The organism is Pseudarthrobacter equi (assembly GCF_900105535.1).
In the GTDB taxonomy this organism is placed as follows: Bacteria; Actinomycetota; Actinomycetes; order Actinomycetales; family Micrococcaceae; genus Arthrobacter; species Arthrobacter equi.
Genome location: NZ_LT629779.1, coordinates 3770068 through 3791962, shown reverse-complemented (window position 1 = coordinate 3791962; position 21895 = coordinate 3770068). Strand labels below are relative to the sequence as shown.

The 21895-nt window shown below is 66.9% G+C and carries 23 protein-coding genes; 12 read left to right on the top strand and 11 right to left on the bottom strand.

The window, feature by feature from the left end; all coding sequences use genetic code 11:
* Window positions 1-47 precede the first annotated feature (47 nt).
* Window positions 48-1298, bottom strand: coding sequence for an Nramp family divalent metal transporter (locus BLT71_RS17275; RefSeq protein ID WP_091724123.1), 1251 nt, complete (start codon window positions 1296-1298; stop codon window positions 48-50).
* A gap of 271 nt (window positions 1299-1569) precedes the next feature.
* Between BLT71_RS17275 and BLT71_RS17270 the strand changes: the two genes are divergently transcribed.
* Window positions 1570-3030: an amino acid permease gene (locus BLT71_RS17270; protein ID WP_091722736.1), complete on the top strand. Its 1461-nt coding sequence runs from the start codon at window positions 1570-1572 to the stop codon at window positions 3028-3030.
* A gap of 82 nt (window positions 3031-3112) precedes the next feature.
* Here BLT71_RS17270 and BLT71_RS17265 read toward each other — a convergent pair whose 3' ends face one another.
* Window positions 3113-3871: a dienelactone hydrolase family protein gene (locus BLT71_RS17265; RefSeq protein ID WP_091722734.1), complete on the bottom strand. Its 759-nt coding sequence runs from the start codon at window positions 3869-3871 to the stop codon at window positions 3113-3115.
* 66 nt (window positions 3872-3937) lie between these two features.
* On the opposite strand from BLT71_RS17265, the gene BLT71_RS17260 reads away from it, so the two are divergent.
* Window positions 3938-5008, top strand: coding sequence for a DNA polymerase IV (locus BLT71_RS17260; protein WP_456153999.1), 1071 nt, complete (start codon window positions 3938-3940; stop codon window positions 5006-5008).
* 112 nt (window positions 5009-5120) lie between these two features.
* On the opposite strand, the gene BLT71_RS17255 is transcribed toward BLT71_RS17260, so the two are convergent.
* On the bottom strand, window positions 5121-5297 hold the full coding sequence (locus BLT71_RS17255; protein ID WP_045729318.1) for a CsbD family protein: 177 nt from the start codon (window positions 5295-5297) through the stop codon (window positions 5121-5123).
* A 151-nt stretch (window positions 5298-5448) separates the two neighbouring features.
* Here BLT71_RS17255 and BLT71_RS17250 point away from each other — a divergent pair, with 151 nt between their 5' ends.
* The 5 genes from BLT71_RS17250 (at window position 5449) to BLT71_RS17230 (ending at window position 9635) form a co-directional block, all read left to right on the top strand.
* A complete protein-coding gene (locus BLT71_RS17250; protein ID WP_091722731.1) occupies window positions 5449-5910 on the top strand; it encodes an SRPBCC family protein in 462 nt (153 codons plus the stop codon).
* Window positions 5907-6581, top strand: coding sequence for a pentapeptide repeat-containing protein (locus tag BLT71_RS17245; protein ID WP_091722729.1), 675 nt, complete (start codon window positions 5907-5909; stop codon window positions 6579-6581). The genes BLT71_RS17250 and BLT71_RS17245 overlap by 4 nt, the downstream gene beginning before the upstream one ends.
* Window positions 6582-6702: 121 nt before the next feature.
* Window positions 6703-7929, top strand: a complete 1227-nt coding sequence (locus BLT71_RS17240) for a thiolase family protein (RefSeq protein WP_091722726.1) — start codon at window positions 6703-6705, stop codon at window positions 7927-7929.
* The gene (locus tag BLT71_RS17235) at window positions 7929-8732 is read left to right on the top strand and encodes an enoyl-CoA hydratase/isomerase family protein (protein ID WP_091722724.1); all 804 of its coding nucleotides are present in this window, start codon (window positions 7929-7931) and stop codon (window positions 8730-8732) included. The genes BLT71_RS17240 and BLT71_RS17235 overlap by 1 nt, the downstream gene beginning before the upstream one ends.
* Window positions 8733-8738: 6 nt before the next feature.
* Window positions 8739-9635: a 3-hydroxyacyl-CoA dehydrogenase family protein gene (locus BLT71_RS17230; protein WP_091722721.1), complete on the top strand. Its 897-nt coding sequence runs from the start codon at window positions 8739-8741 to the stop codon at window positions 9633-9635.
* Window positions 9636-9659: 24 nt separating this feature from the next.
* Here the strand turns inward: BLT71_RS17230 and BLT71_RS17225 are convergent, their stop codons facing one another.
* Entirely contained in the window at window positions 9660-9893 is a 234-nt protein-coding gene (locus tag BLT71_RS17225; RefSeq protein WP_091722719.1) for a DUF6480 family protein, read from the bottom strand.
* Between the two features lie 73 nt (window positions 9894-9966).
* Between BLT71_RS17225 and BLT71_RS17220 the strand changes: the two genes are divergently transcribed.
* The 3 genes from BLT71_RS17220 (at window position 9967) to BLT71_RS17210 (ending at window position 13535) form a co-directional block, all read left to right on the top strand.
* Window positions 9967-10575: a GNAT family N-acetyltransferase gene (locus BLT71_RS17220; protein WP_091722716.1), complete on the top strand. Its 609-nt coding sequence runs from the start codon at window positions 9967-9969 to the stop codon at window positions 10573-10575.
* A gap of 75 nt (window positions 10576-10650) precedes the next feature.
* On the top strand, window positions 10651-11370 hold the full coding sequence (locus BLT71_RS17215; RefSeq protein WP_231994346.1) for a tyrosine-protein phosphatase: 720 nt from the start codon (window positions 10651-10653) through the stop codon (window positions 11368-11370).
* Window positions 11367-13535 (top strand): S1 family peptidase, encoded by a 2169-nt coding sequence (locus tag BLT71_RS17210; protein ID WP_091722711.1) that lies wholly within the window; start codon window positions 11367-11369, stop codon window positions 13533-13535. The genes BLT71_RS17215 and BLT71_RS17210 overlap by 4 nt, the downstream gene beginning before the upstream one ends.
* 67 nt (window positions 13536-13602) lie before the next feature.
* Here the strand turns inward: BLT71_RS17210 and BLT71_RS17205 are convergent, their stop codons facing one another.
* Together BLT71_RS17205 and BLT71_RS17200 are read right to left on the bottom strand one after the other, a co-directional pair.
* On the bottom strand, window positions 13603-14310 hold the full coding sequence (locus BLT71_RS17205) for a DUF4397 domain-containing protein (RefSeq protein WP_091722708.1): 708 nt from the start codon (window positions 14308-14310) through the stop codon (window positions 13603-13605).
* 107 nt (window positions 14311-14417) lie between these two features.
* On the bottom strand, window positions 14418-14849 hold the full coding sequence (locus BLT71_RS17200; protein ID WP_091722706.1) for a PaaI family thioesterase: 432 nt from the start codon (window positions 14847-14849) through the stop codon (window positions 14418-14420).
* 124 nt (window positions 14850-14973) lie between these two features.
* On the opposite strand from BLT71_RS17200, the gene paaZ reads away from it, so the two are divergent.
* Window positions 14974-17082: a phenylacetic acid degradation bifunctional protein PaaZ gene (gene paaZ / locus BLT71_RS17195; protein ID WP_091722703.1), complete on the top strand. Its 2109-nt coding sequence runs from the start codon at window positions 14974-14976 to the stop codon at window positions 17080-17082.
* Window positions 17083-17322: 240 nt separating this feature from the next.
* Entirely contained in the window at window positions 17323-17730 is a 408-nt protein-coding gene (locus BLT71_RS17190; protein WP_091722700.1) for a VOC family protein, read from the top strand.
* 91 nt (window positions 17731-17821) lie between these two features.
* On the opposite strand, the gene BLT71_RS20440 is transcribed toward BLT71_RS17190, so the two are convergent.
* The 5 genes from BLT71_RS20440 to BLT71_RS17160 form a co-directional block, all read right to left on the bottom strand.
* Window positions 17822-18583: a hypothetical protein gene (locus BLT71_RS20440; protein ID WP_157693498.1), complete on the bottom strand. Its 762-nt coding sequence runs from the start codon at window positions 18581-18583 to the stop codon at window positions 17822-17824.
* Between the two features lie 210 nt (window positions 18584-18793).
* Window positions 18794-19099, bottom strand: coding sequence for a hypothetical protein (locus BLT71_RS17175; protein WP_091722692.1), 306 nt, complete (start codon window positions 19097-19099; stop codon window positions 18794-18796).
* 115 nt (window positions 19100-19214) lie between these two features.
* The gene (locus BLT71_RS17170; protein WP_091722690.1) at window positions 19215-19859 is read right to left on the bottom strand and encodes a TetR/AcrR family transcriptional regulator; all 645 of its coding nucleotides are present in this window, start codon (window positions 19857-19859) and stop codon (window positions 19215-19217) included.
* A gap of 75 nt (window positions 19860-19934) precedes the next feature.
* Window positions 19935-21308 carry a phenylacetate--CoA ligase PaaK gene (gene paaK, locus BLT71_RS17165; RefSeq protein WP_172830000.1) on the bottom strand — a complete coding sequence of 458 codons (1374 nt, stop codon included), beginning with the start codon at window positions 21306-21308 and terminating at the stop codon, window positions 19935-19937.
* 7 nt (window positions 21309-21315) lie between these two features.
* Window positions 21316-21786, bottom strand: coding sequence for a hotdog fold thioesterase (locus BLT71_RS17160; protein WP_091722687.1), 471 nt, complete (start codon window positions 21784-21786; stop codon window positions 21316-21318).
* Window positions 21787-21895: the final 109 nt, after the last annotated feature.

The following is a 21895-nucleotide window of genomic DNA, read 5'->3' as shown; positions in this document are numbered from 1 at the left end:
TCAGCCTAGCTTCCGGATGCCCCCGGGAGCGTTTACTGAATCAGGCTTCAGGACTGCCCGGCGATGGTCAGCGCGATCAGCACGCAGTTCAGTCCCACGATCAGCGTGGCGCTGGTCCAGCCGGCGATCTTCAGGGCGCGGGAGTCAACGTGGATGCCCATGATCTCGCGTTTGCCGGTGAGCCGGATCAGCGGGATCAGCGCAAACGGAATGCCGAAACTCAGCAGCACCTGGCTGAGGACCAGGGCGAGCGTCGGCTCGATTCCTGCCCCGAGGATCACCAGGGCGGGGATGAGGGTGATGACCCGCCGGACCAGCAGCGGAATCCGGACTTTCAGCAGGCCGCCCATGATGGTTGCGCCGGCGTAGCAGCCCACCGAGGTGGAGGCCAGGCCGGATGCCAGGAGCCCCACGGCGAACACGACGCCGATGGCCGGTCCCAAAGCGGCGGAGACGGCGGCGTGGGCTCCGGCGATGGTGTCCGTTCCCTCGATGCCGCGCAGGCTGGATGCAGCCAGCAGCAGCATCGAGATGTTGACTATGCCGGCCAGCAGCAGGGCGCCCAGCACATCGAACCGGGTGGCCCGGATCAGGCGGGTCCGCACGGCCGGGTCCGGGGAAAAGCCGAACCGGTCACGTGCCAGCGCAGAGTGCAGGTAGATGGCGTGCGGCATCACCGTGGCGCCGAGCATGCTGGCGGCGAGCAGGACCGTGTCCGTTCCCTCGAAACGCGGAACCAGGCCGCCCAGGGCGCTGCCGGCGTCGGGCGGGTTGACGAACAGGCCGGCCATGAAACCGACGGCAATCACTCCGAGGAGGACCAGGACGGCGTACTCGAAGGACCGTTGGCCGCGGGCGGTCTGCAGCGCCAGCAGCAGCATGGAGGCGATGCCGATGATGACGCCGCCCAGCAGGAGCGGCAGCCCGAACAGCAGGTTTAGGGCCACGGCGCCGCCAATGACCTCGGCCATGTCGGTGGCGCCGGCAACCACCTCGGCCTGCACCCAGTAGAGGCGCCGGGAGCGGGTTCCCAGCCGCTTGCCGAGGATTTCCGGCAGGCTCAGGCCCGTGGCGAGGCCCAGTTTCGCGGACTGGTACTGCACCAGGACCGCCATGGCGTTGGCCATTACCAGCACCCAGACCAGCAGGTAGCCGTAGTTGGCGCCGGCGGTCAGGTTGGCGGCGACATTTCCGGGATCCACGTAGGCGATGGCGGCGACGAACGCCGGGCCCAGCAGCAGGAGCCGTGACCACAGCTTGCCTGCGGCTGGCCGTACTTGCACGGTGGGTGCTGCCATGGTCATCTCCTCGCCGTTGCGGTAATGACACGAGAATACAGCAAATTTAGGCATACCGAAAAGTATCTTTACGGGGTGCCATAGCAAGGCTGGTGTAGTGCGCGTCACGTGGCACCCGGATGGATCTTGTACGATGGATAGGCCGCGCGAAGCTTCGGCAAGACGAAGACTTACGCTCACAAACGGTCGTCCCAGCGGAGGAAGGCCGAATTATGTGAGGTGGATCATTCGCTTCCGGATGCGGCCAACCCCCAACCCACAAGGAACCGTTGTGCCTCAAAGTACCCCGCCCGAAATCAAGAACAGCACGGCAGCATCCACCGCCGTCGACCCGTCCCTCAGTGCCGAGGGCTACAGCAAAACGCTGGGCAGGCGCCACGTCACCATGATCGCCATGGGCGGCGCCATCGGCGTCGGCCTCTTCATGGGAGCCGGCGGCCGCCTCGCCTCCACCGGCCCGGCCCTCATCTTCTCCTACGCCATTGCCGGCGTCATCGCCTACCTGCTGATGCGGGCCCTGGGCGAACTCATCATGTACCGCCAGACCTCCGGCTCGTTCGTCAGCTACGCCGGTGAAATGTTCGGCCGCAAGGGCGCCTACCTGTCCGGCTGGATGTACTTCATCAACTGGGCCATGACTGGCATCGCCGAACTCATCGCGATCGGCCTCTACTTCCAGTTCTTCTTCCCCAACGTCCCCGTTGAACTGTCCGCCATCGCCGCGCTGGTGCTGCTGGTGGCTGTGAACCTCTTCAGCGTCAAGGCCTTCGGCGAGTTCGAATTCTGGGCCTCCTGCCTCAAGGTTGCCGCGATTGTCATCTTCCTGGCCGTGGGCACCTTCATGGTGGTCACCAATGCCAAGGTGGGCGACGGACACGCATCCGTGGCCAACCTCTTCCATGACGAAGGCGGCATGTTCCCCAAGGGCGCGCTGGTCATGATCCTCGTGCTGAACGCCGTCATCTTCGCCTACAACGCCATCGAACTGGTGGGCATCACCGCCGGTGAGATGCAGAACCCGGAACGCGAAGTCCCCAAGGCGATCCGCGCCGTCGTGGTCCGCATCGTCGTCTTCTACGTCGGCTCTGTCTCCCTGCTGGCCATGCTGCTGCCCTCGGACCAGTACAAGGCCGGGACTTCCCCGTTCGTCACCGTCTTCGGCCAGATGGGCCTGGGCTGGATGGGCGACGTCATGAACATGATCGTCATTACCGCCGCCCTGTCCTCCTGCAATTCGGGCCTCTACTCGATTGGCCGAATCTTCCGCACCATGGCCAACAACGGCCACGCGCCGCAGTGGCTGACCCGCATGTCCACCCGCCGGGTCCCGTACATGGCCATCCTCGCCATCGGCACCGTCTACCTGGTGGGCATCCTCCTGAACATCTGGCTGGGCGGTTCGCACGCGTTCGACCTCGCCCTGAACACGGCCTCCATCGGCGTGATCTTCACCTGGGGTTCCATCTTCGCCAGCCAGATCGCGCTGCGGAAGAAGAAGGGCAGCGTGTCCACCCTGCCCATGCCCGGGTCGCCGTGGACCAGCTGGGCCGGCCTCATCGCCCTGCTCGTCATCGCAGTCCTCATCGGCTTCGACACCATGACCAGCAAGGACGGCGAGGTGTTCTACCTGGGGCTGTGGACCCTGGCCACCATTCCGTTCTTCGCCGTGGTCCTGTGGCTGGGCTGGCAGAAGGTCAAGAACAACGCGCCCAAGAGCGAGCTCTTCAGCTAGCGCTGCAGGACTGCCGGGATACGCACGACGACGGCCCGCCCCTGAGTACCTAAAGGCTCGGAGGGTGGGCCGCCGTTGTCGCTTAATTTGATGGGGTGGCGGGGCCCTCTTCCTTCAGGTACCGCGCAAAGTATTCTTCGATCCGCCGCCACGCCTCGGGGGCGGAGTCCGGATCAGGTCCCACTCCCATGACGCGCATCAGCGGCCGGAGGAGTGCCGGGCCCATCTCTTCGTCATTGAGGAAGCTGTGGCCGGCGCCGGGAAACTCCTGCACGCTGTGCTCGATGCCCAGCTGGTCGAGGGCTGAATCGAGCCGCGCGGACGCTCCTTTGAGGGACCTGTCCGCACCACCGTAGTTGGCCACAATGGGGCAGGCGCCGCGCAGGGCATCGACCAGGTCCTCCTGCTCTTTGGGGAGCCGTCCGTAGTTGACTGCCGCGGCCTGGAACCCGTCCTTGGCGGCCAGCAGGGCGAACCCGCCGCCCATGCAGAACCCGATCACCCCTGTCCTGCCGTTGCTGAGGTCCGATTCCGCAAGCCAGGTGCGGGCCGTGGCGATGTCGGTGAACGGCCGGCCTGTGCGGGCTGCCATGGCGCGCATGGTTCCCACCAGGCACCGCCGCGCCCCGCCGTCGCTGTACAGGTCCAGCGCCAGGGCAAGGTAGCCGGCCTTGGCCAGCCGGTCCGCGTGCCGGCGGGTCTGGTCATCCAGGCCGAACGCTTCATGGATCACCACGACGGCGGGAAAGGGACCCTCGCCCTCGGGTACGGCCAGATAGCCGCCCAGCGAGGGCGATCCGCCGGCGGCCACGCTCTCGGTGCTCAGGTCCACGTTCGTCATGGCCCAAGGCTAGCCGCACGCGGGGAATGCTGGTGCAGGGCGGCGGCGCGGGGCAGACTGGGGCATGTGGGCGAACCCTGGGTGCTGCATGTGGATCTGGACCAGTTCATCGCGGCCGTGGAAGTGCTCCGCCGCCCCGAGCTTGCCGGCAAGCCCGTGATCGTGGGCGGCCGTGGCGATCCCACCGAACGGGCCGTCGTCTCCACCGCCTCCTACGAAGCCCGGGCCTATGGCGTCGGATCCGGGATGCCGCTGCGCATCGCCGCGCGGAAAGTTCCTGACGCCGTCATTCTGCCCGTGGACCAGGAGGCCTACCTCCAGGCCTCAGGGGAGGTGATGGGCGTGTTGCGCTCCCGGCCCGGCGCTGTTGTGCAGGTGCTTGGCTGGGATGAGGCGTTCGTTGGCGTGCAGTCCAGTGATCCCGAGGCCTACGCCCGCCAACTGCAGGAGGCGGTACTCGAGGCCACCAGGCTGCATTGCAGCGTGGGCGTCGGCGACACCCTGGTCCGCGCCAAGGTGGCGACGACATTCGGCAAACCGGCCGGTGTTTTCCGGCTGACGGCGGAGAACTGGCTGGAGGTCATGGGGAGCCGGCCCACCATCGACCTGTGGGGAGTGGGCACCAAGGTGTCGCGCCGGCTGGCAACGCTGGGGATCACCACGGTTTCCCAGCTGGCGGCGGTGGATCCGGAGGTCCTTGTCCCCGAATTCGGCCCCAAAATGGGGCCCTGGTACGCGCAGTTGGGGCGGGGTGACGGTTCCTCGGTGGTGGATGACACCCCGTGGGTGGCGCGCGGCCACAGCCGGGAGACCACGTTCCAGCGCGACCTCACTGAGCCTGCGCAGGTGGATGAAGCTGTCCGGGAACTGGTGGCGGCGGTGCTGGAGGATGTTTCCGCTGAAGGGCGGCCGGTGGTGGGGCTGACGCTCAAGGTCCGGTACGCCCCGTTCACCACCAAAACGTATGCCCGCAAGATTCCCGAAACGGCGGACCCCGCGGAGGTGCTGGCCCGGGCCCTCGACCTCAGGGGAAAGATTGAACCGGACCGGCCCATCCGGTTGCTGGGGCTGCGGGCCGAAATGACCATGCCGGACGAGTCCAGGCAGGGGCATACGCCAACCCGCAGTGGCTGGTGACCCACAAGGTAACGATGTGGACCGGGCAGCAAAATGGCGGCGGATCCGGGGGATCCGCCGCCATTGTCTACCGGTTCAGCACGCCGTTCGCTGCGGCCGCCCCGGTAAAGGACTAGTTGCGCTTGAACTCGTCCTTGACATTTTCGCCGACCTTCTTTGCATCAGCCTTGACCTGGTCGGTCTGGCCTTCTGCCTTCAGGCGGTCATTGTCGGTTGCGTTGCCAGCAGCTTCCTTGGCCTTACCGCCCATATCTTCTGCTGCGTTACTGATCTTGTCTCCGAGGCCCATGGTGTGGCCTCCTTTCGTTTCCGTCGATCAAACAATGCCCTTTCACACTAACACGAAGCATGCTTACTAGTTCAAGCCCGGCAGGCAGCGGGAGTGCCGCGGGCGGTTGGCCGCCCTGTCTTTGTCCGCCCGCGGCGATAGGCTCGACGTCATGGACCAAAGCCTCAGCCTGACCCAGCACATCAATGCTTCGCCGGAAAGGGTGTGGGCCGTAATCACGGATATCCGGAACGCACCCGGGACGCTGTCCGGGGTGGAGGCGGTGCAGCTCCTGACGGACGGTGCCTACGCCGAGGGCACCCGGTGGAAGGAAACGCGGAAGATGTTCGGCAGGTCTGAAACCGTGGAGATGTGGGTGGACAGTGCGGAACCGCCCCGCACCACCACCGTTAAGGCGGCCCAGGGCGGGGCGGATTACAGCACCAGGTTCAGCCTGGCCAACCGCGACGGCGGAACGGACCTGACGCTGACCTTTGGTGCCAAAATGTCCAAGCCCACGGCGGCCACCCGGATCCTCGTCGCAGTGTTCGGCAGGCTGGGCATGGCGGCAAGCCGCAAAGCACTCGCCAAGGACCTGGCGGACATCGCGGCCAAAGCGGAATCCGCCCGGTGAGCGGGTCCGGGACCAGGCGGCCCAAGGCTGCCGTCACCGCTCCGCGGCTTTCGCCGGTCCGGCTAGAGGACCTCGAGGACCGCGGCCTGGACTTCCGCCGCGGCGGGCGCCACGAGGGTGCCCGCTACAGCCGCCTGGACGCCGATGGGCTGGAGCTCTCCGGCGTCGACTTCTCCGAGTGTGAGCTCCAGGGGGTTTCCTTCAACGAAGCCCAACTCCGGGGCGCCGGATTCCGCGACACCGTCATCAGCGAGCTGTATGCCCCCGTCTTCCGGGCCGCCCGCAGCACCTGGCGGGACGTTGAGATCACCAACCCCCGGCTCGGTTCGGCCGAACTCTACGAATCAGGGTGGCAGTCCGTCCGGATCGAGGGCGGCAAGCTGGACTACCTGAACCTGCGCGGGGCGAAGCTGACGGACGTGCTCATCACCGACTGCATCATCAACGAACTGGACCTTGGCTCGGCAGCGGCAACGAGGGTATCGCTGAAGGGGTGCACCATCGGAGCCCTGGACCTTACCGGTGCCAGGCTCAAGGACTTCGACCTCCGCGGCGCCGATTTCCGCAGCGTCAGCGGCATCGGCAACATGGCCGGCGTCGTCATGGACGAATACCAGCTGGGACTGCTCGCGCCACTCCTGGCCGCACACCTGGGCATCACCGTTATCTAAGTGGGGCTACGCGTGGCCGGGCCCGCCGTGTACTATTTACAGAACGAACGGTCGGTAAGTAGCGCATGTCGCCATACCGGCTGCCGGTGACAGTGCTGTTAATCGCGTGAAGGGTGTTTCCATGGCTGCAAGCGCAGGTCCCCAGGCTTTCCTGGTAGGCGGAGTCCGGACTCCGGTGGGCAGGTACGGAGGTGCGCTCTCGGCGGTCCGGCCCGATGACCTGGCCGCGCTGGTGGTCCGTGAAGCCGTGCAACGCGCGGGCCTGGACCCGGACAGCATCGACGAGGTGATCCTTGGCAACGCGAACGGCGCCGGTGAAGAGAACCGCAACGTCGCGCGGATGGCCGTCCTCCTGGCCGGGCTGCCGATGCACATCCCCGGAATTACCGTCAACAGGCTTTGCGCGTCCGGGTTGAGTGCCATCATCCAGGCCAGCCACATGATCAAAGCCGGTGCCGCGGACATCGTGATCGCAGGCGGCGTCGAGTCGATGAGCCGGGCGCCGTGGGTGCAGGAGAAGCCAACTGCCGCTTTCGCCAAGCCCGGCCAGATCTTCGACACCTCCATCGGGTGGCGCTTCACCAACCCCCAGTTCCAGCACGGCGCATTGTCCCGGGACGGCAAAATGACCTATGCCATGCCTGAAACCGCCGAGGAAGTGGCTCGGGTGGACGGCATCTCCCGCGAGGATGCCGACGCCTTCGCCGTCCGCTCCCACGAACGTGCACTCGCCGCCATCGACGCCGGCCGGTTCAAGGACGAGATCGTCCCGGTCACCGTCAAGACCCGCAAGGCCGAAACCGTGGTGGACACCGACGAGGGTCCCCGCGCCGGCACCACCGCCGAGGTGCTGGCGAAACTTAAGCCCGTGGCGCATGGCGGATCGGTGGTCACGGCCGGGAACTCCTCGTCGCTGAACGACGGCGCCTCCGCGATCATCATCGCGTCCGAAGCGGCCATCGAGCGGCTCGGCCTGACACCGCGTGCCCGGATTATCGACGGCGCGTCCGCTGGATGCGAGCCCGAGATCATGGGAATCGGCCCGGTCCCGGCCACGCAGAAAATCCTGAAGCGGTCCGGCTTGAGCGTCGGTGACCTGTCCGCCGTCGAACTTAACGAGGCCTTCGCCACGCAGTCCCTTGCCTGCATCCGCCGGCTGGGCCTGGACCCGGACATTGTGAATAACGACGGCGGTGCCATCGCTTTGGGCCATCCGCTCGGTTCCAGCGGCTCACGGATCGCCATCACCTTGCTCGGCCGCATGGAACGCGAGGACGCCAAGATGGGCCTGGCCACCATGTGCGTTGGCGTCGGCCAGGGCACGGCCATGCTGCTGGAGAAGATCTGATGCCGGGCGCAGTGGATCTGGCGGCCGAAAAGTTCTCCGCGCTCCTTGTGGAGGAGCAGGGCGACCGTGTGGTGGTCCTGCTGAACCGCCCAGAGGTGCGCAACGCCATCGACCAGCAGATGGTGGATGAGCTGCACACCGTCTGTGCTGCGCTGGAACAGAATCCCAAGGTCCTGATCATCGCCGGCGTGGACGGGGTGTTCGCCTCCGGCGCCGACATCGCCCAGCTCCGTGAGCGGCGGCGGGACGATGCCCTGCAGGGAATCAACTCCACCATTTTCGTACGGATCGCCAAGCTGCCCATGCCCGTCATCGCAGCCGTGGACGGGTACTGCCTGGGTGGCGGCGCGGAGTTGGCCTACGCGGCCGACTTCCGGATCGGGACTCCGGACGTGAAGATCGGCAACCCGGAGACCGGGCTGGGGATTCTGGCCGCCGCCGGTGCAAGCTGGCGGCTCAAGGAGCTGGTGGGGGAGCCGGTGGCCAAGCAGATCCTCCTTGCGGGCAAGGTGCTGGGCGCCGACGAGGCGTTGGCCGTCAACCTCATCACCGAGATCCATAGCCCCGCGGAGCTTCTGGGTGCCGCCCACAGCCTTGCGGACCGCATCGCCCGGCAGGACCCCCTCGCCGTCCGGATCACCAAGTCCGTGTTCCATGCTCCGGCTGAAGCGCACCCGCTGATCGACCAGCTGGCCCAGGGCATCCTCTTCGAATCGCAGGCCAAGTTCGACCGCATGCAGAAGTTCCTGGACCGCAACGCGGCCAAGAAGGCTGCATCCTCCGACACCGCTGACGGAAAGTAGAAACCCATGAGCAACACTGCAATTCCTGCTGGCCTGCCCGCTGACCTTTCCACTGACCTGCCCCATTTTGTTGGGGTCCTGGGTGGTGGCCGGATGGGCGCGGGCATCGCCCACGCGTTCCTGATCAAGGGCGCCGAGGTGCTGGTGGTGGAGCGTGATGAGCAGTCTGCCGAGGCTGCCCGGGAGCGGGTGGAGTCTGCCGCGGCCAAGAGCATCGAGCGTGGCGTGGTGGATGCGAATCTGGATGAGATGGCTTCCCGGCTGACCGTGGGCGTGGACTATGACGCGTTCAAGGACCGGCAGCTGGTGGTCGAGGCCGTCCCGGAGGACTGGGAGTTGAAGGTTTCCTCGTTGCGCGGGATCGAGGAGCGGCTGGCGCCGGAGGCGTATCTGGCGTCGAACACGTCCTCGCTATCGGTGAACGGGCTCGCGAAGGAACTGCAGCGGCCCGGGAACTTCCTGGGGCTGCACTTCTTCAACCCGGTCCCGGCATCCACGCTCATCGAAGTGGTGCTGGGCGAACAGACCGCACCCGGACTCGCTGACGCGGCGAAAAGGTGGGTGGCGGCACTGGGCAAGACCGCCGTCGTCGTCAACGACGCCCCCGGCTTCGCGTCCTCAAGGCTGGGCGTGGCCATCGCCCTGGAGGCCATGCGGATGGTCGAGGAAGGCGTGGCGTCGGCCGAGGACATCGATAACGCCATGGTGTTGGGCTACAAGCACCCCACCGGTCCGCTGCGCACCACCGACATCGTTGGGCTGGACGTGCGGCTGGGCATCGCCGAATACCTGCAGTCCACCCTTGGTGACCGTTTCGCCCCGCCGCAGATCCTCCGCGACAAGGTGGCCCGCGGCGAACTCGGCCGCAAAACCGGCAAGGGCTTCTTCGACTGGCCCAGCTAGGGCAACCCGCGCGAGGTGCGCCGCCTAGTCGAAGAAGCCGACGATGTAGCCGATGAAAAACAGCAGGAACAGCAGGACGCCTGCGCCAATGGCTCCAAGCCAAAAGATCTGCTGGCCCCTCCCGGAACCAGGTTGCCGGGGTTCCTGAGTGCCCGCCACCGAGCCTTCCCCGGGCGGGGTTTCGCCCGGGGGAACTCCGCCGCCGGGTTCCAGGCCTGTGATCTTGTCGTCTTCCGGGTCCGGATTGGTTCCTGACACGTTAACTCCCTTGCTCGCGGTCTGGGGCTTCCCCAGCGTAACCGGCCCCGGTGTTTGGTCCTAGGCTGGTGCAGTGACTTTCCTTGAGCCCCTTACCCTGACCGGCCGGTACGTAATCCTCGAGCCCCTCGACCCAGCCCACCACGACGGGCTGGTGCAGGCGGCGGAGGACGGCGAGCTGTGGAAACTCTGGTACACCTCCGTGCCGTCTCCCGCCGAGATGGCGGGCGAAATCCGGCGCCGCCTGGCGTTGCAGGAGCAGGGGTCCATGCTGCCGTTCACCACGCGGCTGATCGACCCGGAAACCGGCGGTCCCGGCCGGGTCATCGGGATGACCACCTATATGAACGTCGACGCCGGCACTCCCCGCGTGGAGATCGGCTCCACCTGGAACGCGGCATCAGTACAGGGGAGCGGAACAAACCCGGACTCCAAGCTCCTGCTGCTGCAGCACGCGTTCGAGGCGCTTGGCTGCCCGGCCGTGGAGTTCCGCACGCACTGGCTGAACCACCAGTCCCGCGAAGCAATCGCCCGGCTGGGCGCCAAACAGGACGGCGTCCTCCGCAGCCACTCCCGGACCCGCGACGGCCTGCTGCGCGACACCGTGGTGTTCTCCATCCTGGAACACGAATGGCCCATGGTCCGCGCCGGCCTGGAATACCGCCTGGACCGGCGCGGATAGGACCGGGCTGAAGCCGTTTGTCTTGGTACCCGTCTGTGACATGCGGGGTTCACGTGCTTGTGGTTAGCTGTGCGGATGGAGAAAGCGGGCGGGTCCATGGACTGGGATGGTGCTGTCAATGCCTGGCACGTTGCCGGCGGCGTGTACCGCATGGGCCGGCGGGAATGGCTCACGGAAGCCGGCTGGCGGCAGGCGTACGACGACGGCGTCCGCACAGTAGTGGATCTCCGTAACGCAGCGGAAGCTCGGCGCCGGGACACAGATCCGGTGGTGCCAGCGGCCGCGCTGCACGGACTGGCCGTGGTGTCGGCTCCCACGGAGGAAGCCAACCACCAGCAGTTCGCCGCGCTGACCGGACCCTACCTGAACGACCCCGCCTACTACACGGAAAACGCCCGCCTGTTCCCGAACAGGATCGCGGGAGTCTTTCGCGCGTTGGCTGATGCCGCAGACCGGGGTGCGGTGGTGCTGCACTGCGCCGCGGGACGGGACCGCAGCGGCCTGGTGGCGGCCATGGTGCAGGACCTCGCGGGGGACTCGGACCATCAGATCGCCGAGGGCTACCGGCGGGCAGCGCGTGGCATCAACGAGCGGTACCGGACCCATGGGCCTCCGCATGACAGGGAACGCTACCTGGCCGACGACGAACTGGCGCCGCTGCTGGAGCAGCGCGGGAAAGCCGTTGTGGACTTCGTGCGGACCCTGGACAGCCGTGGCTACCTCCTGAAGAACGGACTCAGCGGCGGCCAACTCGACGCCGTGCTGTCCCTGTGTGGAGCGGGTGTGCCCCGATGACCCCGCCGTCAGTGCGCAGGTACCTCTCGCTGGGTGCCGTTGCAGGCATCCTGGCGTCGTCGGCCTACGTGGCTGCACCGGCCTGGGCAGCCGACGGTCAGGCCGCATCCACGGCGTCCCCCGATGCGCCACCAGTCGGAACGCCTGCCGGCGGAACACCTGGGGCCGGAACACCTGCCGCCGGGACACAGGTCTCCGGGCTGTCGGAGGTCCCGCTGGACGCCGCCGTCCAGCGGGACCTCGGACTCACCCGGGAGCAGTTCACCGCGGCCGGTGAGCTTGGCGCCCAGGCAGCAGCCGCGGCCGCCCAGTTGCGCGACGTCCCCGGTTACGCCGGGATCCGGCTGGCCGACGGCCACGTGGTGGTCACCGGATCCGGCCCGGAGTTCCTCGCCAAAGTGGCAGCGCTCGCCGGGACCCTTCCGGACCTCACCGTGGAGGCCCCGCAGGCCCGGCGTACCGACGGCGGCGCAGCACCCTCCGGCGGGGGAGCAGCAAATGGCTCACAGTTGGCGGTCAGCACCGAGCAGCTCTTCCAGGCATACGTGCGCGATGTCGGCCCCGAAGGCCTGCAGGCAGTCATGGCCGCGGACGGGAAGTTCGTCATCCGCACCGGGGCGCTGAACGCACCCGAGTCCGCCGGACAGGCCGGTGGGGTGGCGGCTGACGCAACAACCGCAGCCGGAACCACTGCAGCCGGGACCACCACAGCAGGAACGACGGCGGCGGGAGCCTCCGGCAAGGTCTCGCCGGCCGACTTCGTGGCCCGGTACGCCAACGTGGAGCTCGACGGCGGCGCACCCCTCAAGCCCGAGGCCGAAGTTCCCGGCGGAGTGGGCTACATCGCCGATACCGGCTGGATCTGCTCCACCGGGTTCTCCGCCTTCGACCCCGCGGGACTGCCTGCCGTCCTCAGCGCAGGTCACTGTGCCTCGGACGGGCAGGCGGTAACGGCAACCCTGGAGTTCCAGTTCGTCCGGAAGGACCCGCTGGGCGAGTTCGGGTTCAGCCAGTTTGGCGGCCCCGGCAACTCCCGCATCATCGAGAACCCTGCGGACCCCGAGAACCCCGGAAACGTGGGCACGGACATTTCGGTGATCCACAACATTCCGGAGGGACTGGATCCGCTGCCTGCCGCCAGCACCTGGGGTGATCCTTCACAGCCCGGCCCGGATGTGAAGATCATCGGCACTGCCGATCCGGTACTGGGAATGCCCATCTGCCGCTCGGGCCGGACCTCAGACTGGTCCTGCGGAACAGTGGACGCCGTGGGAATCTACGTGGTGCCCGGCCCTGACTTCGCCGCAGATCCCACCGATCTCCGCGCCTTCCGCGGATTCCTCTCCTATGGCGTTCAGTCCAGCGGGGGCGACTCCGGAGGCCCCTACGTCAGCGGCAACTACGCGGTGGGAATGCACGCCGCCGGTGACGCGCCGCCCGCGCCAGGCGAGCCGGTACCCGCAAACTTCGCCGTCGGCGCCACAATCTCGGAAAGCCTGGCCGTCCTTCCCGGCTACCAGCTGGAACTGTTCCTCAACAAGCCGGCTGTCAGCTCGCCCCTCCCCGGCGGAAGCTATGAACCGGGGCAGGCCATCAGCGGCAACGTCCCGGCAGCCCCCGCTTCCGCCGTCGCCGCAGGCTCCACGGTCAAGGTCACGGTGGAGGGCGAGGACCCGGTGGAGGTCCCTGTCGACGCCGCGGGCAACTGGAGCTTCACCGCACCGGACGGCAACGGACCCCTCCGCTTTACGGCCGAGACGGTCAACGGCTTCAGCACCTCGGGCGCCGTCGAGTTTGAGTTTGCCAAGGCAGCAGCGGAGCCGCCTGCGCCGGGGCTGCCTGCCCCCGGCAATCCGGTTCCCGGCGTTCCTGCCCCGGAACCGCCCGCACCGGAACAGCCCCAGCCCGTCCCCGCGGACCCGGCACCCGTTCCAGCCGTCCCCGCTGACCCGGCCCCGCCTGTGCCCGCCCCCGCTGCACCGCAACCGCCTGCGGACGCAGGTCTCGTCGTCGTACCTCTTGATGCCGGTACGTCCCCCGCGGACCTGGCGAACACCGGAGCGTCGGGGCTGGTTCCCGCAGCCCTCGCAGCGGCCGCGGCGCTCGCCGTCGGAATCATCCTGACAATCCTGGTGCGGCGCAGGGGCCGGCGCTCGGCTAAATGAACAGCGGAAGGGCGGGACGCGTAAAGCGCCCCGCCCTTCCGGCGTAGAAAGCGGGTTTGGCTGGGGGTCAGTGGTGGCCGTGCCACCTGTTCGTGCCGTCAACCACCTGCACTGCCACGCCCAGGGTGCCGTCAGCCAGACTTCCCCACGCGTAAACGATGGTGTTCTTCCCGCCCTCAACGGTGACGTCCGCCGGGCCGATCACGGGATCGGTGGTGCCGGCTGCAGCCACCGACGCCGAGTAGGTGCCGGCCTTCAGCTTCAGCGTGGCCTCGTCCGGGTTGCTCAGCCCTTCGATGACCGCTTTCCCACCGGCCAGGACGTCGACGGCGGGAGCTGCCGCTACGTGCCGGACCGTCAGCTTGCCTTTGCTGTCGTTGCGGGGAGCCTTGGTGTCGTTGGTGAAGAGCGTAGCGGTGGGGGCGCCATCGGCATCGAGGTGGGCCACGGCGGTGTAGTTTCCGCCTTGTTCGAGCTCCACGTCCACGGGTCCGATGACCGGGTTGTCGGCGCTGGTGGCGTCGGCGGCCGTGATGGCGATCTGGTAGTCGCCGGCCGCCAGTTCCAGCGGTCCTGCCAGGGTGCCGGGCTTGAAGTCGTCCAGCGTGAGGGCGCCGTTGACCCACACATCCACGGTCAGGCCGGGAACGCCATGAAGTACGGACAGCCGCGCGGGGTCGTCATCATGGTGCCATCCGCCGGCCTGGGCGGGGGCGGCGAAGGCCAACGAAGCGGCGAGTGAAAGTGCTCCGGCGGCGTAGCTGATTTTGCGCATATCAAACTCCTTGAAGGATGCCCGGTGGCCGGGCTGTTTGTGCTTACGCGCTTAATACCGCGGGAAAGGGGTCTTTGGATGCAGGCCCGGGAAACATTTTTTGGTGCCTAGTGTTTGTGCTTCCGCAGCAGGTTGGTGATGCGGAGGGTGCAGAGCCGCTGGCCGGCCTCGTTGGTGATAAGCACTTCGTGGGTGGTCAGCGTACCGCCCAGGTGGATGGGCGTGGCCGTGATGGTGATCTGGCCTTCCCGGGCGGAGCGGTGGTGAGTTGCGGAGACATCGATGCCCACCGCCGTCTTGCCCAGGGTGCTCGCGTGGATAACCGCCGCCCAGGAGCCCACCGCCTCACCCACTGCCAGCGAAGCACCGCCATGCAGCAGGCCGAAGGACTGCCGGTTTCCCTCCACAGGCATGGTGGCGACCACCCGCTCAACGGACTCCTCCAGGATCTTCACGCCCATCTTCTCGTCGAGTTCACCGAGGGTGATCTTCCACAGTTCGTACTCTGTGGGGGAGTGGTGCGGGGCGGCGTCGCTCATGTGCTCTCCTAGTGCGCTGCGGGGACATTCCTGTATGGTACTTATATTACCGAACGGACGGTCAGTAATCATTGCAGTATTAACCAGCCGTTTGTCTGCCCCTTTTTGGAAGGACCCGTCAACGATGACCACCACTGCCACAGCGCCCCACGCCACGCTCGATACCGTGGAGACAGTGCCCAGCTTCATTATGGACTCCTGGTGGACGCCCGAAACCGGCTCCGCCGCTGCCACCCCGGTCCGCGACGCCAGCACGGGCGAGCTCCTGGCCAAGGTGAGCACCGAGGGGCTGGACCTCGCGGCCGCCGTGGAATTCGGCCGGACCACCGGCCAGGCCGAGTTGGGCAAGCTGACCTTCCACCAGCGTGCCCTCAAGCTCAAGGAGCTGGCGCAGTACCTGAACGCCCGCCGCGAACACTTCTACGGCTTCTCCTACCAGACCGGCGCCACCAAGATCGATTCCATGGTGGACATCGACGGCGGCATCGGCGTGCTCTTCACCTTCGGCTCCAAGGGCCGGCGCGAACTGCCCAACTCGCAGGTGGTGGTGGACGGCCCCATGGAGGTGCTGTCAAAGGACGGTTCCTTCGCCGGCGAACACATCTACACCCGCATCCCCGGCGTCGCAGTGCAGATCAACGCCTTCAACTTCCCGGTGTGGGGCATGCTGGAAAAGTTCGCCCCAGCGTTTATCGCCGGCGTACCCACCATCGTCAAGCCCGCCACCCCCACCGGCTACGTTGCCGCTGCGGTGGTGAAGGCCATCGTGGAGTCCAACATCCTGCCCAAGGGGTCGCTGCAGCTGGTCTCCGGATCGGTCCGCGGACTGCTGGACGTGCTGGACTACCGGGACCTGGTGTCCTTCACCGGGTCCGCCGCCACCGCCAAGTCCCTGAAGGCGCACCCGAACGTGGTGGAGGGCGGCGTCCGGTTCACCTCCGAAACCGACTCCCTCAACGCCGCCATCCTCGGCCCCGACGCGGTGGAGGGCACCCCGGAATTCGAAGCCTTCGTCAAGTCCGTGGTCACCGAGATGACCGTCAAGGCGGGCCAGAAGTGCACCGCCATCCGCCGCGCCATCGTGCCGCAGGAGCTGGTGTCCGCGGTTTCCGCCGCCATCGGCAAGCGCATTCAGGAACGCGTGGTGGTGGGCGATCCGCGCGCCGAGGGCGTCACCATGGGTGCGCTGGCGTCCGTGGAACAGCTTGAGGACGTCCGGGTGGCCGTGCAGTCCATGCTCGACGCCGGCGGTGAGCTTGCGTACGGAACCCTCGATTCGCCGTCGGTCACCTCGGCCGACGGAACCACCGGCGTGGTGGACGCCGGCGCCTTCATGGCCCCCGTGGTCCTCAACTGGGACAATCCCGAAGCCGAGGCGCTGCACTCGCTGGAAGCTTTCGGCCCGGTCTCCTCCGTGGTGGGCTACACGGACCTCGCCGACGCCGTCCGGCTTGCCGCCCGCGGCGGCGGCTCGCTGGTGGCCTCCGTCTGCACCAACGATCCCGACGTGGCGCGTGAACTGGTCACCGGCATTGCCGCGCACCACGGCCGCGTCCTCATGCTGAACCGCGAAGACGCCCGCACCTCAACCGGACACGGCTCACCCGTCCCGCACCTGGTGCACGGCGGCCCCGGCCGCGCCGGCGGCGGCGAGGAGCTCGGCGGCATCCGCTCGGTCCTGCACCACATGCAGCGCACCGCCATCCAGGGCTCGCCCAACATGCTCACCGCCGTCACCGGCGTTTGGCACACAGGGGCGGACCGCAACTTCACGGTGGACACTGAGGGGACGCACCCGTTCCGCAAGCACCTGCAGACCCTGCGCATCGGCGATGCCGTCCGCTCGGACCTGCGGCAGGTCACCCTGGAGGACATCACGGCCTTCGCCAACACCACCGGGGACACCTTCTACGCCCACACCAACCAGGAGGCCGCCGAGGCCAACCCGTTCTTCCCGGGCATCGTGGCGCACGGCTACCTCCTGCTGGCCTGGGGCGCCGGGCTGTTCGTAGAGCCGGCACCGGGCCCCGTCCTGGCCAACTACGGGCTGGAGAACCTGCGCTTCATCACCCCTGTTGCCGCCGGCGACTCCATCCGGGTGACCCTCACCGCGAAGAAGATCACGCCGCGTGAAACGGACGAATACGGCGAGGTGGCCTGGGACGCCGTCCTCACCAACCAGAACGACGAGATCGTGGCCACTTACGACGTCCTCACCCTCGTCGAAAAGTAGCCCCCCTCCCCGACGCGCGCTCACTTGTGGTCGCTTCCCCTGCGACGCGCGCTCACTCGTGGTGTCTTACCGCCGAACGCCAGCTCACCCAGGTGAGCTGGCGTTCGGTTCTTAAGCGCCACTAGTGAGCGGGCGTTTGGGTGGTCAAGGTGGGCGGGGCTTGCGGGGGTTGCGGGGCAAAAGGGGGAGGGTGTTTCGCGGCTCCCCGGCGTAAGATTCTGCCTCGTAGGAGGTGGCCACATGACCCTCAAAATGAGCACAGCCACAACCATCCTGCCGGTCGATGACGCAGCCCGCGCCCGCAGTTTCTACACCGGGAAACTCGGACTCCCGCACCGCGGAATGACAGACGATGGAAGCGAATTACTCGGCACCGACGGCGGCCCGATGCTGCAGCTGATGCCCGTATCGGACGGCAAACACTCCGAGCACACGGCCTTGAGCTTCGAAGTGACGGACATCGAACGGACCGTCCGGGACATGGAAGCCATGGGCGTACGGTTCCAGGATTACAACCTGCCCAACCTTCGGACCGAAAGCCACATCTGCACCACCGACTCGGAAAAGTGCGCGTGGTTCATGGACACCGAGCACAACATCCTCTGCGTCCACGAGCGGCTGAACGGCCAGCCGGACTACCAGGTCTAGGAAGCATTAACAGCAGCAGGGGCGCTCCGGTCGGATCTGGGCGCCCCTGCGTCGGTTGGTCGCCCGGCCCGCTGGCGGGCCGGGCCGGTCCCTACTTGGACCAGACGATCGGGTTCTTGCGGTACGGGTTGTCGCTGGAGCTTGCGTAGCTGAAGCCGGAATCGGCGTAGTCCGCGGAGACGATCTCGTCGCCGGCGGGTGCGAGGAAGACCTGGCACGATGTCATGGTGCTGCCCACCTTGTAGCTCAGGTTGTCACTCGAGCCGGTGGTCTCAAACCGCTTGGTGGGGCACTGGTCCAGGGAGCCGATGATGATCAGCTTCTGGGCATCCGTCCCATCCTTCAGCTGGGCGTTCAGGCGGGGTTCGCTGATGCCGGCGGAGGGCTTGCTCAGGCTGTCCAAGGTGTGTTCGGTGAAGACGTAGTACGGCGTCTGCCCGGCGAACTTCGCGGCGTCCTTCAGAGCGGCGAGATCGGCCTCGGCACCAGCGGTGATCTTGGTGACGCTGGTGGTGTAGGTGGCTTCCGTGTACTTGGCGTCAGCCTTATCCTTGCCCGTGTTGGTGTGGGTGACTGCCTTTTCGCCCAGGCCGAGCTTTGTCCCGGGAGCTGTAAGGTCCTTCGCGGTTCCGGAGGCACCGGCGGAGGCACCGGCGGGGGCGGCAGCAGAAGCGCTGGCTGACGCGCTGGCGGGGCTGCTGGGTGACGCGGAAGCTGAAGTGGCCGCTTCGGTTGACGGCCGGGTTTCGGAGGCCGCAGGCGCCTCAGTAGCACAAGCGGACAGTCCCAGCCCCAGGACGGCGGCAACGCCCAAGGCGGTCAATGGGCGCGAAGAAGTGCGGTTCCTGATCATGATTTCCCCCTGAAGATGTGATGCGAACACGGATAACTATAACGTATGGATTTATTGGCCCGCGGAGATGCGAAGGCCATTTATGTGGTTGGTGTAACCGAGTTTACGGCGCAAAAACTGGCCCGGCGATGGGCAGGGCTGCCCATCGCCGGGCCAGTAGGTTACTGCGCGCCCGGGCGGGTATGCCGCCCAGGTTTTAGTGCGGGGGAGTCAGGACTCCGCGCCGCCGTGCAGCCCGTCATCGCTGCTGTCATCCTCGCGGCCGGTGCCCTTGCCGGACTCGCTCTGATCGGAGAGGTCCATGTTGCCGCGGGCCTCATCCATGGTGGGACCGCCGGCGGGGACGCTGTAGGTGTCCGGCCGGATGCCGTGCGACTGCTCCTCGATCAGGGCCTGCTCCTCGCTGAAGCGGATGACGTTTGCTTCGTCGGCTGCGTCCCCGGGGATGTCCTCCCGGATCTTGGACGGATCCGGAACGATGAATCCTGCGTCGGGCTCATCTTTGTGGGTGCTCATCTTCCCTACCTCCCTGTAATCAGTGGCTTTCTACCACCGTAGCCTCGAAGCAGGGAAAATACCAAGCACCCTTATTACTTGCGGAGTGCCCGGTGGCAGTGAAGGCCAGGGAAGGTCAGGCTGTGGGGGTCGCTTGCCCGTGTAGGCCGTCGAAGGCCATGGTGATGACATCGTCCGCGAGCTTCCCGGGGCTCAGGGAACCGCCGGGCTTGTACCACTCCACGATGGAGTTGATCATGCCAAACAGGAGGCGGGTAACCGTGCGCGGGTCGATGTCCTGGCGCAGTGACCCCTCATCCCGGGCGGCGGAAATGAGTGCAGCCACCTTGTGGTCGAACGTGCGGCGGCGTTCCAGCGCGTCCCGCTCGATCTCGGTGTTGCCCCGCAGCCGCAGCAGCAGGGTGACGAACGGCAGGCGCTCCACGAGGACCGCCACGGTGCGCCGCAGCACGAACTCCAGCCGGGCATCGGCGGCACCTGCGGTGGCCTCGGGCTGTTCCAGGATGGACTCCAGCCCGCCCAGCGCGTGGTCCAGGGCGAGCTTCAGCAGATCGCCCTTGGACGGCACGTGGTGGTAGATGGCCGACTTGGAGATGCCCAGGTTGTCCGCGAGGATCCCCATGGACGTCGCGTCGTAGCCATGGCGGTTGAAGACGTCGACGGCGATGCGCAGCACCGATTGCTGGTCGTAGCCGGGGCGGCCGCGCTTGGCTGATCCGTTGGCGGCTGCGCCGTTGGTGCTGGTGGTCTGGCTGGGCATAGTGGCTAGTTTCTCATGAACGGTCGGTCGGCCCGGACAGGCGGGAAGGCGCAGGTCCGGGCCTACTGCCTCCGTCTATCCCTTAGGCCGCATGTCGTAGATGCGGCGGAGCTTGCCGTTGGAGCGCTCAAGCGATCCGGGATCCACCACGTCCACCGTGCACGAAGAACCCACGTGGATCTTGATCTGCTCCTTCAAGGCGCGTGCCGCCGTCGTGCTCTGCTCAATGGTGACGGCGTCCCGCCGTTCGATTCGGACGGTCAGCTGGTCCATCCGCTGCCCTTCCGGGCGGGTGAGCTCGAGCTGGAAGTGCGGGCTGAGCTCGGGGATGCGGAGGGCAATTTCCTCAATCTGGGACGGGAAGAGGTTCACGCCGCGCAGGATGATCATGTCGTCGCTGCGCCCGGTGATGCGTCCCATGCGGCGGTGGGCCGGGCGGGCGGTGCCGGGCAGGAGCCGGGTGAGGTCCTTGGTGCGGTAGCGGATGATCGGCAGGGCTTCCTTGGTGAGCGAGGTGAAGACGAGTTCGCCGTGTTCGCCGTCGCGCAGGACGTTTTCCTTGCCCGCCAGGGGGTTGAAGGGATCGATGATTTCGGGGCGGAAGTGGTCCTCCCAGATGTGGCTGCCGTCCTGCGTTTCCACGGCCTCGCCGGCAACGCCCGGGCCCATCACCTCGGACAGGCCGTAGATGTCGCAGGCCTTGATGTTCATCATGACCTCGAGCTCGTGCCGCATCTCCTGCGTCCACGGCTCGGCGCCCAGGACGGCGAACTTCAGCGACGTGGAGGCGGGGTCGATGCCCATATGTGCCATGGCGTCGGCGATGGTGAGCAGGTATGTGGGCGTGGCCAGGATGGCGTCCGGCTTGAAGTCCTGGATCAGCTGGATCTGCCGTTCGGTCTGGCCGCCGGACATCGGGATCACGGTGCAGCCCAGGGCCTCGGCGCCGGCGTGCGCGCCCAGGCCGCCGGTGAACAGGCCGTAGCCGTAGGCGTTGTGGACCTTCATGCCCGGGCGGATGCCGGCGGCGCGGAAGCTGCGGGCCACGAGCTTTGCCCAGTCGGCCAGGTCCTGCTTGGTGTACCCGACGACGGTGGGCCGGCCGGTGGTGCCCGAGCTGGCGTGGATGCGGGCTACTTCGTTCTGCGGCACGGCGAACATGCCGAACGGGTATTCGGCGCGCAGGTCGTCCTTGGTGGTGAAGGGGAAGTTGCCGAGGTCGGCCAGTTCGCGGAGATCGTTCGGGTGGATGCCGGCTTCGTCGAACTTGCGCTTGTACAGCGGCACGCGCTCGTAGGCGTAGGAGACGGTGTGCTGGAGGCGGCTGAGCTGGAGCGCTTCGAGCTCGTCGCGGGAGATGGTCTCCTCGCGGTCCAGGACGGCGTCGGTGCCGGTGGCTGCGGTGTCCACGGACGCGGCGGCAGGGGTTTCGGGGGCATGCAGGGTCATGGTTTTCCTACTTCTTGGGGATGGTGCGGCTGCGTCCGCGGAACTCGGCGATGAGCTCGCCCGGGGTGCTGGTGCCGGGCTCCGCGCCGGGGGTGTGGGCGTCGGTGGCGAAGATCTGGATGTCGTAGAGGCCGCTGCGGCCGGCGCTGGACCGGCGGTCTGCCACGGCGGTGAGGACCTGGCCACGGAACGCCGGCTTGAGGAAATTGATGTCGACGCCGGAGGCAACGGTGATGGTGTTTTCCTCGCCTGGTGCGGGGCTGATCGGGTTGCACGCGAGGGCGAAGGCGGTGTCGCCGAAGGCGAAGATCATTCCGCCGTGTGCCATGCCGAAGCCGTTGAGCATTTCCTGCCGGAGGGTCATCCGGATGGTGGCGTGGCCGTCGCTGAGTGCCAGGACCTCGATGCCCATCCACTCGGAGGCATAGTCGTTTTCCAGGATGGGGTGGGTGGCCCCGGAGAGTGTTGCTTCAGCCATGCGTCATTGCCTCCAGCTTTATTTACCGAATGTTCATTAGGTAATCCCATAAGGGGGTCCGGTGTCAAGGGTGGGGCCGCCCGGCGCGGGCCTTCCCGCCCCGTTACTT

Coding starts and splice junctions, on each gene's coding strand:
- BLT71_RS17275 (WP_091724123.1), bottom strand. CDS start 1,298: ATGGCAGCACCCACCGTGCAAGTACGGCCAGCCGCAGGCAAGCTGTGG.
- BLT71_RS17265 (WP_091722734.1), bottom strand. CDS start 3,871: ATGACGAACGTGGACCTGAGCACCGAGAGCGTGGCCGCCGGCGGATCG.
- BLT71_RS17255 (WP_045729318.1), bottom strand. CDS start 5,297: ATGGGCCTCGGAGACAAGATCAGTAACGCAGCAGAAGATATGGGCGGT.
- BLT71_RS17250 (WP_091722731.1), top strand. CDS start 5,449: ATGGACCAAAGCCTCAGCCTGACCCAGCACATCAATGCTTCGCCGGAA.
- BLT71_RS17240 (WP_091722726.1), top strand. CDS start 6,703: ATGGCTGCAAGCGCAGGTCCCCAGGCTTTCCTGGTAGGCGGAGTCCGG.
- BLT71_RS17235 (WP_091722724.1), top strand. CDS start 7,929: ATGCCGGGCGCAGTGGATCTGGCGGCCGAAAAGTTCTCCGCGCTCCTT.
- BLT71_RS17230 (WP_091722721.1), top strand. CDS start 8,739: ATGAGCAACACTGCAATTCCTGCTGGCCTGCCCGCTGACCTTTCCACT.
- BLT71_RS17215 (WP_231994346.1), top strand. CDS start 10,651: ATGGAGAAAGCGGGCGGGTCCATGGACTGGGATGGTGCTGTCAATGCC.
- BLT71_RS17210 (WP_091722711.1), top strand. CDS start 11,367: ATGACCCCGCCGTCAGTGCGCAGGTACCTCTCGCTGGGTGCCGTTGCA.
- BLT71_RS17205 (WP_091722708.1), bottom strand. CDS start 14,310: ATGCGCAAAATCAGCTACGCCGCCGGAGCACTTTCACTCGCCGCTTCG.
- BLT71_RS17200 (WP_091722706.1), bottom strand. CDS start 14,849: ATGAGCGACGCCGCCCCGCACCACTCCCCCACAGAGTACGAACTGTGG.
- paaZ (WP_091722703.1), top strand. CDS start 14,974: ATGACCACCACTGCCACAGCGCCCCACGCCACGCTCGATACCGTGGAG.
- BLT71_RS17190 (WP_091722700.1), top strand. CDS start 17,323: ATGACCCTCAAAATGAGCACAGCCACAACCATCCTGCCGGTCGATGAC.
- BLT71_RS20440 (WP_157693498.1), bottom strand. CDS start 18,583: ATGATCAGGAACCGCACTTCTTCGCGCCCATTGACCGCCTTGGGCGTT.
- BLT71_RS17175 (WP_091722692.1), bottom strand. CDS start 19,099: ATGAGCACCCACAAAGATGAGCCCGACGCAGGATTCATCGTTCCGGAT.
- BLT71_RS17170 (WP_091722690.1), bottom strand. CDS start 19,859: ATGCCCAGCCAGACCACCAGCACCAACGGCGCAGCCGCCAACGGATCA.
- paaK (WP_172830000.1), bottom strand. CDS start 21,308: ATGACCCTGCATGCCCCCGAAACCCCTGCCGCCGCGTCCGTGGACACC.
- BLT71_RS17160 (WP_091722687.1), bottom strand. CDS start 21,786: ATGGCTGAAGCAACACTCTCCGGGGCCACCCACCCCATCCTGGAAAAC.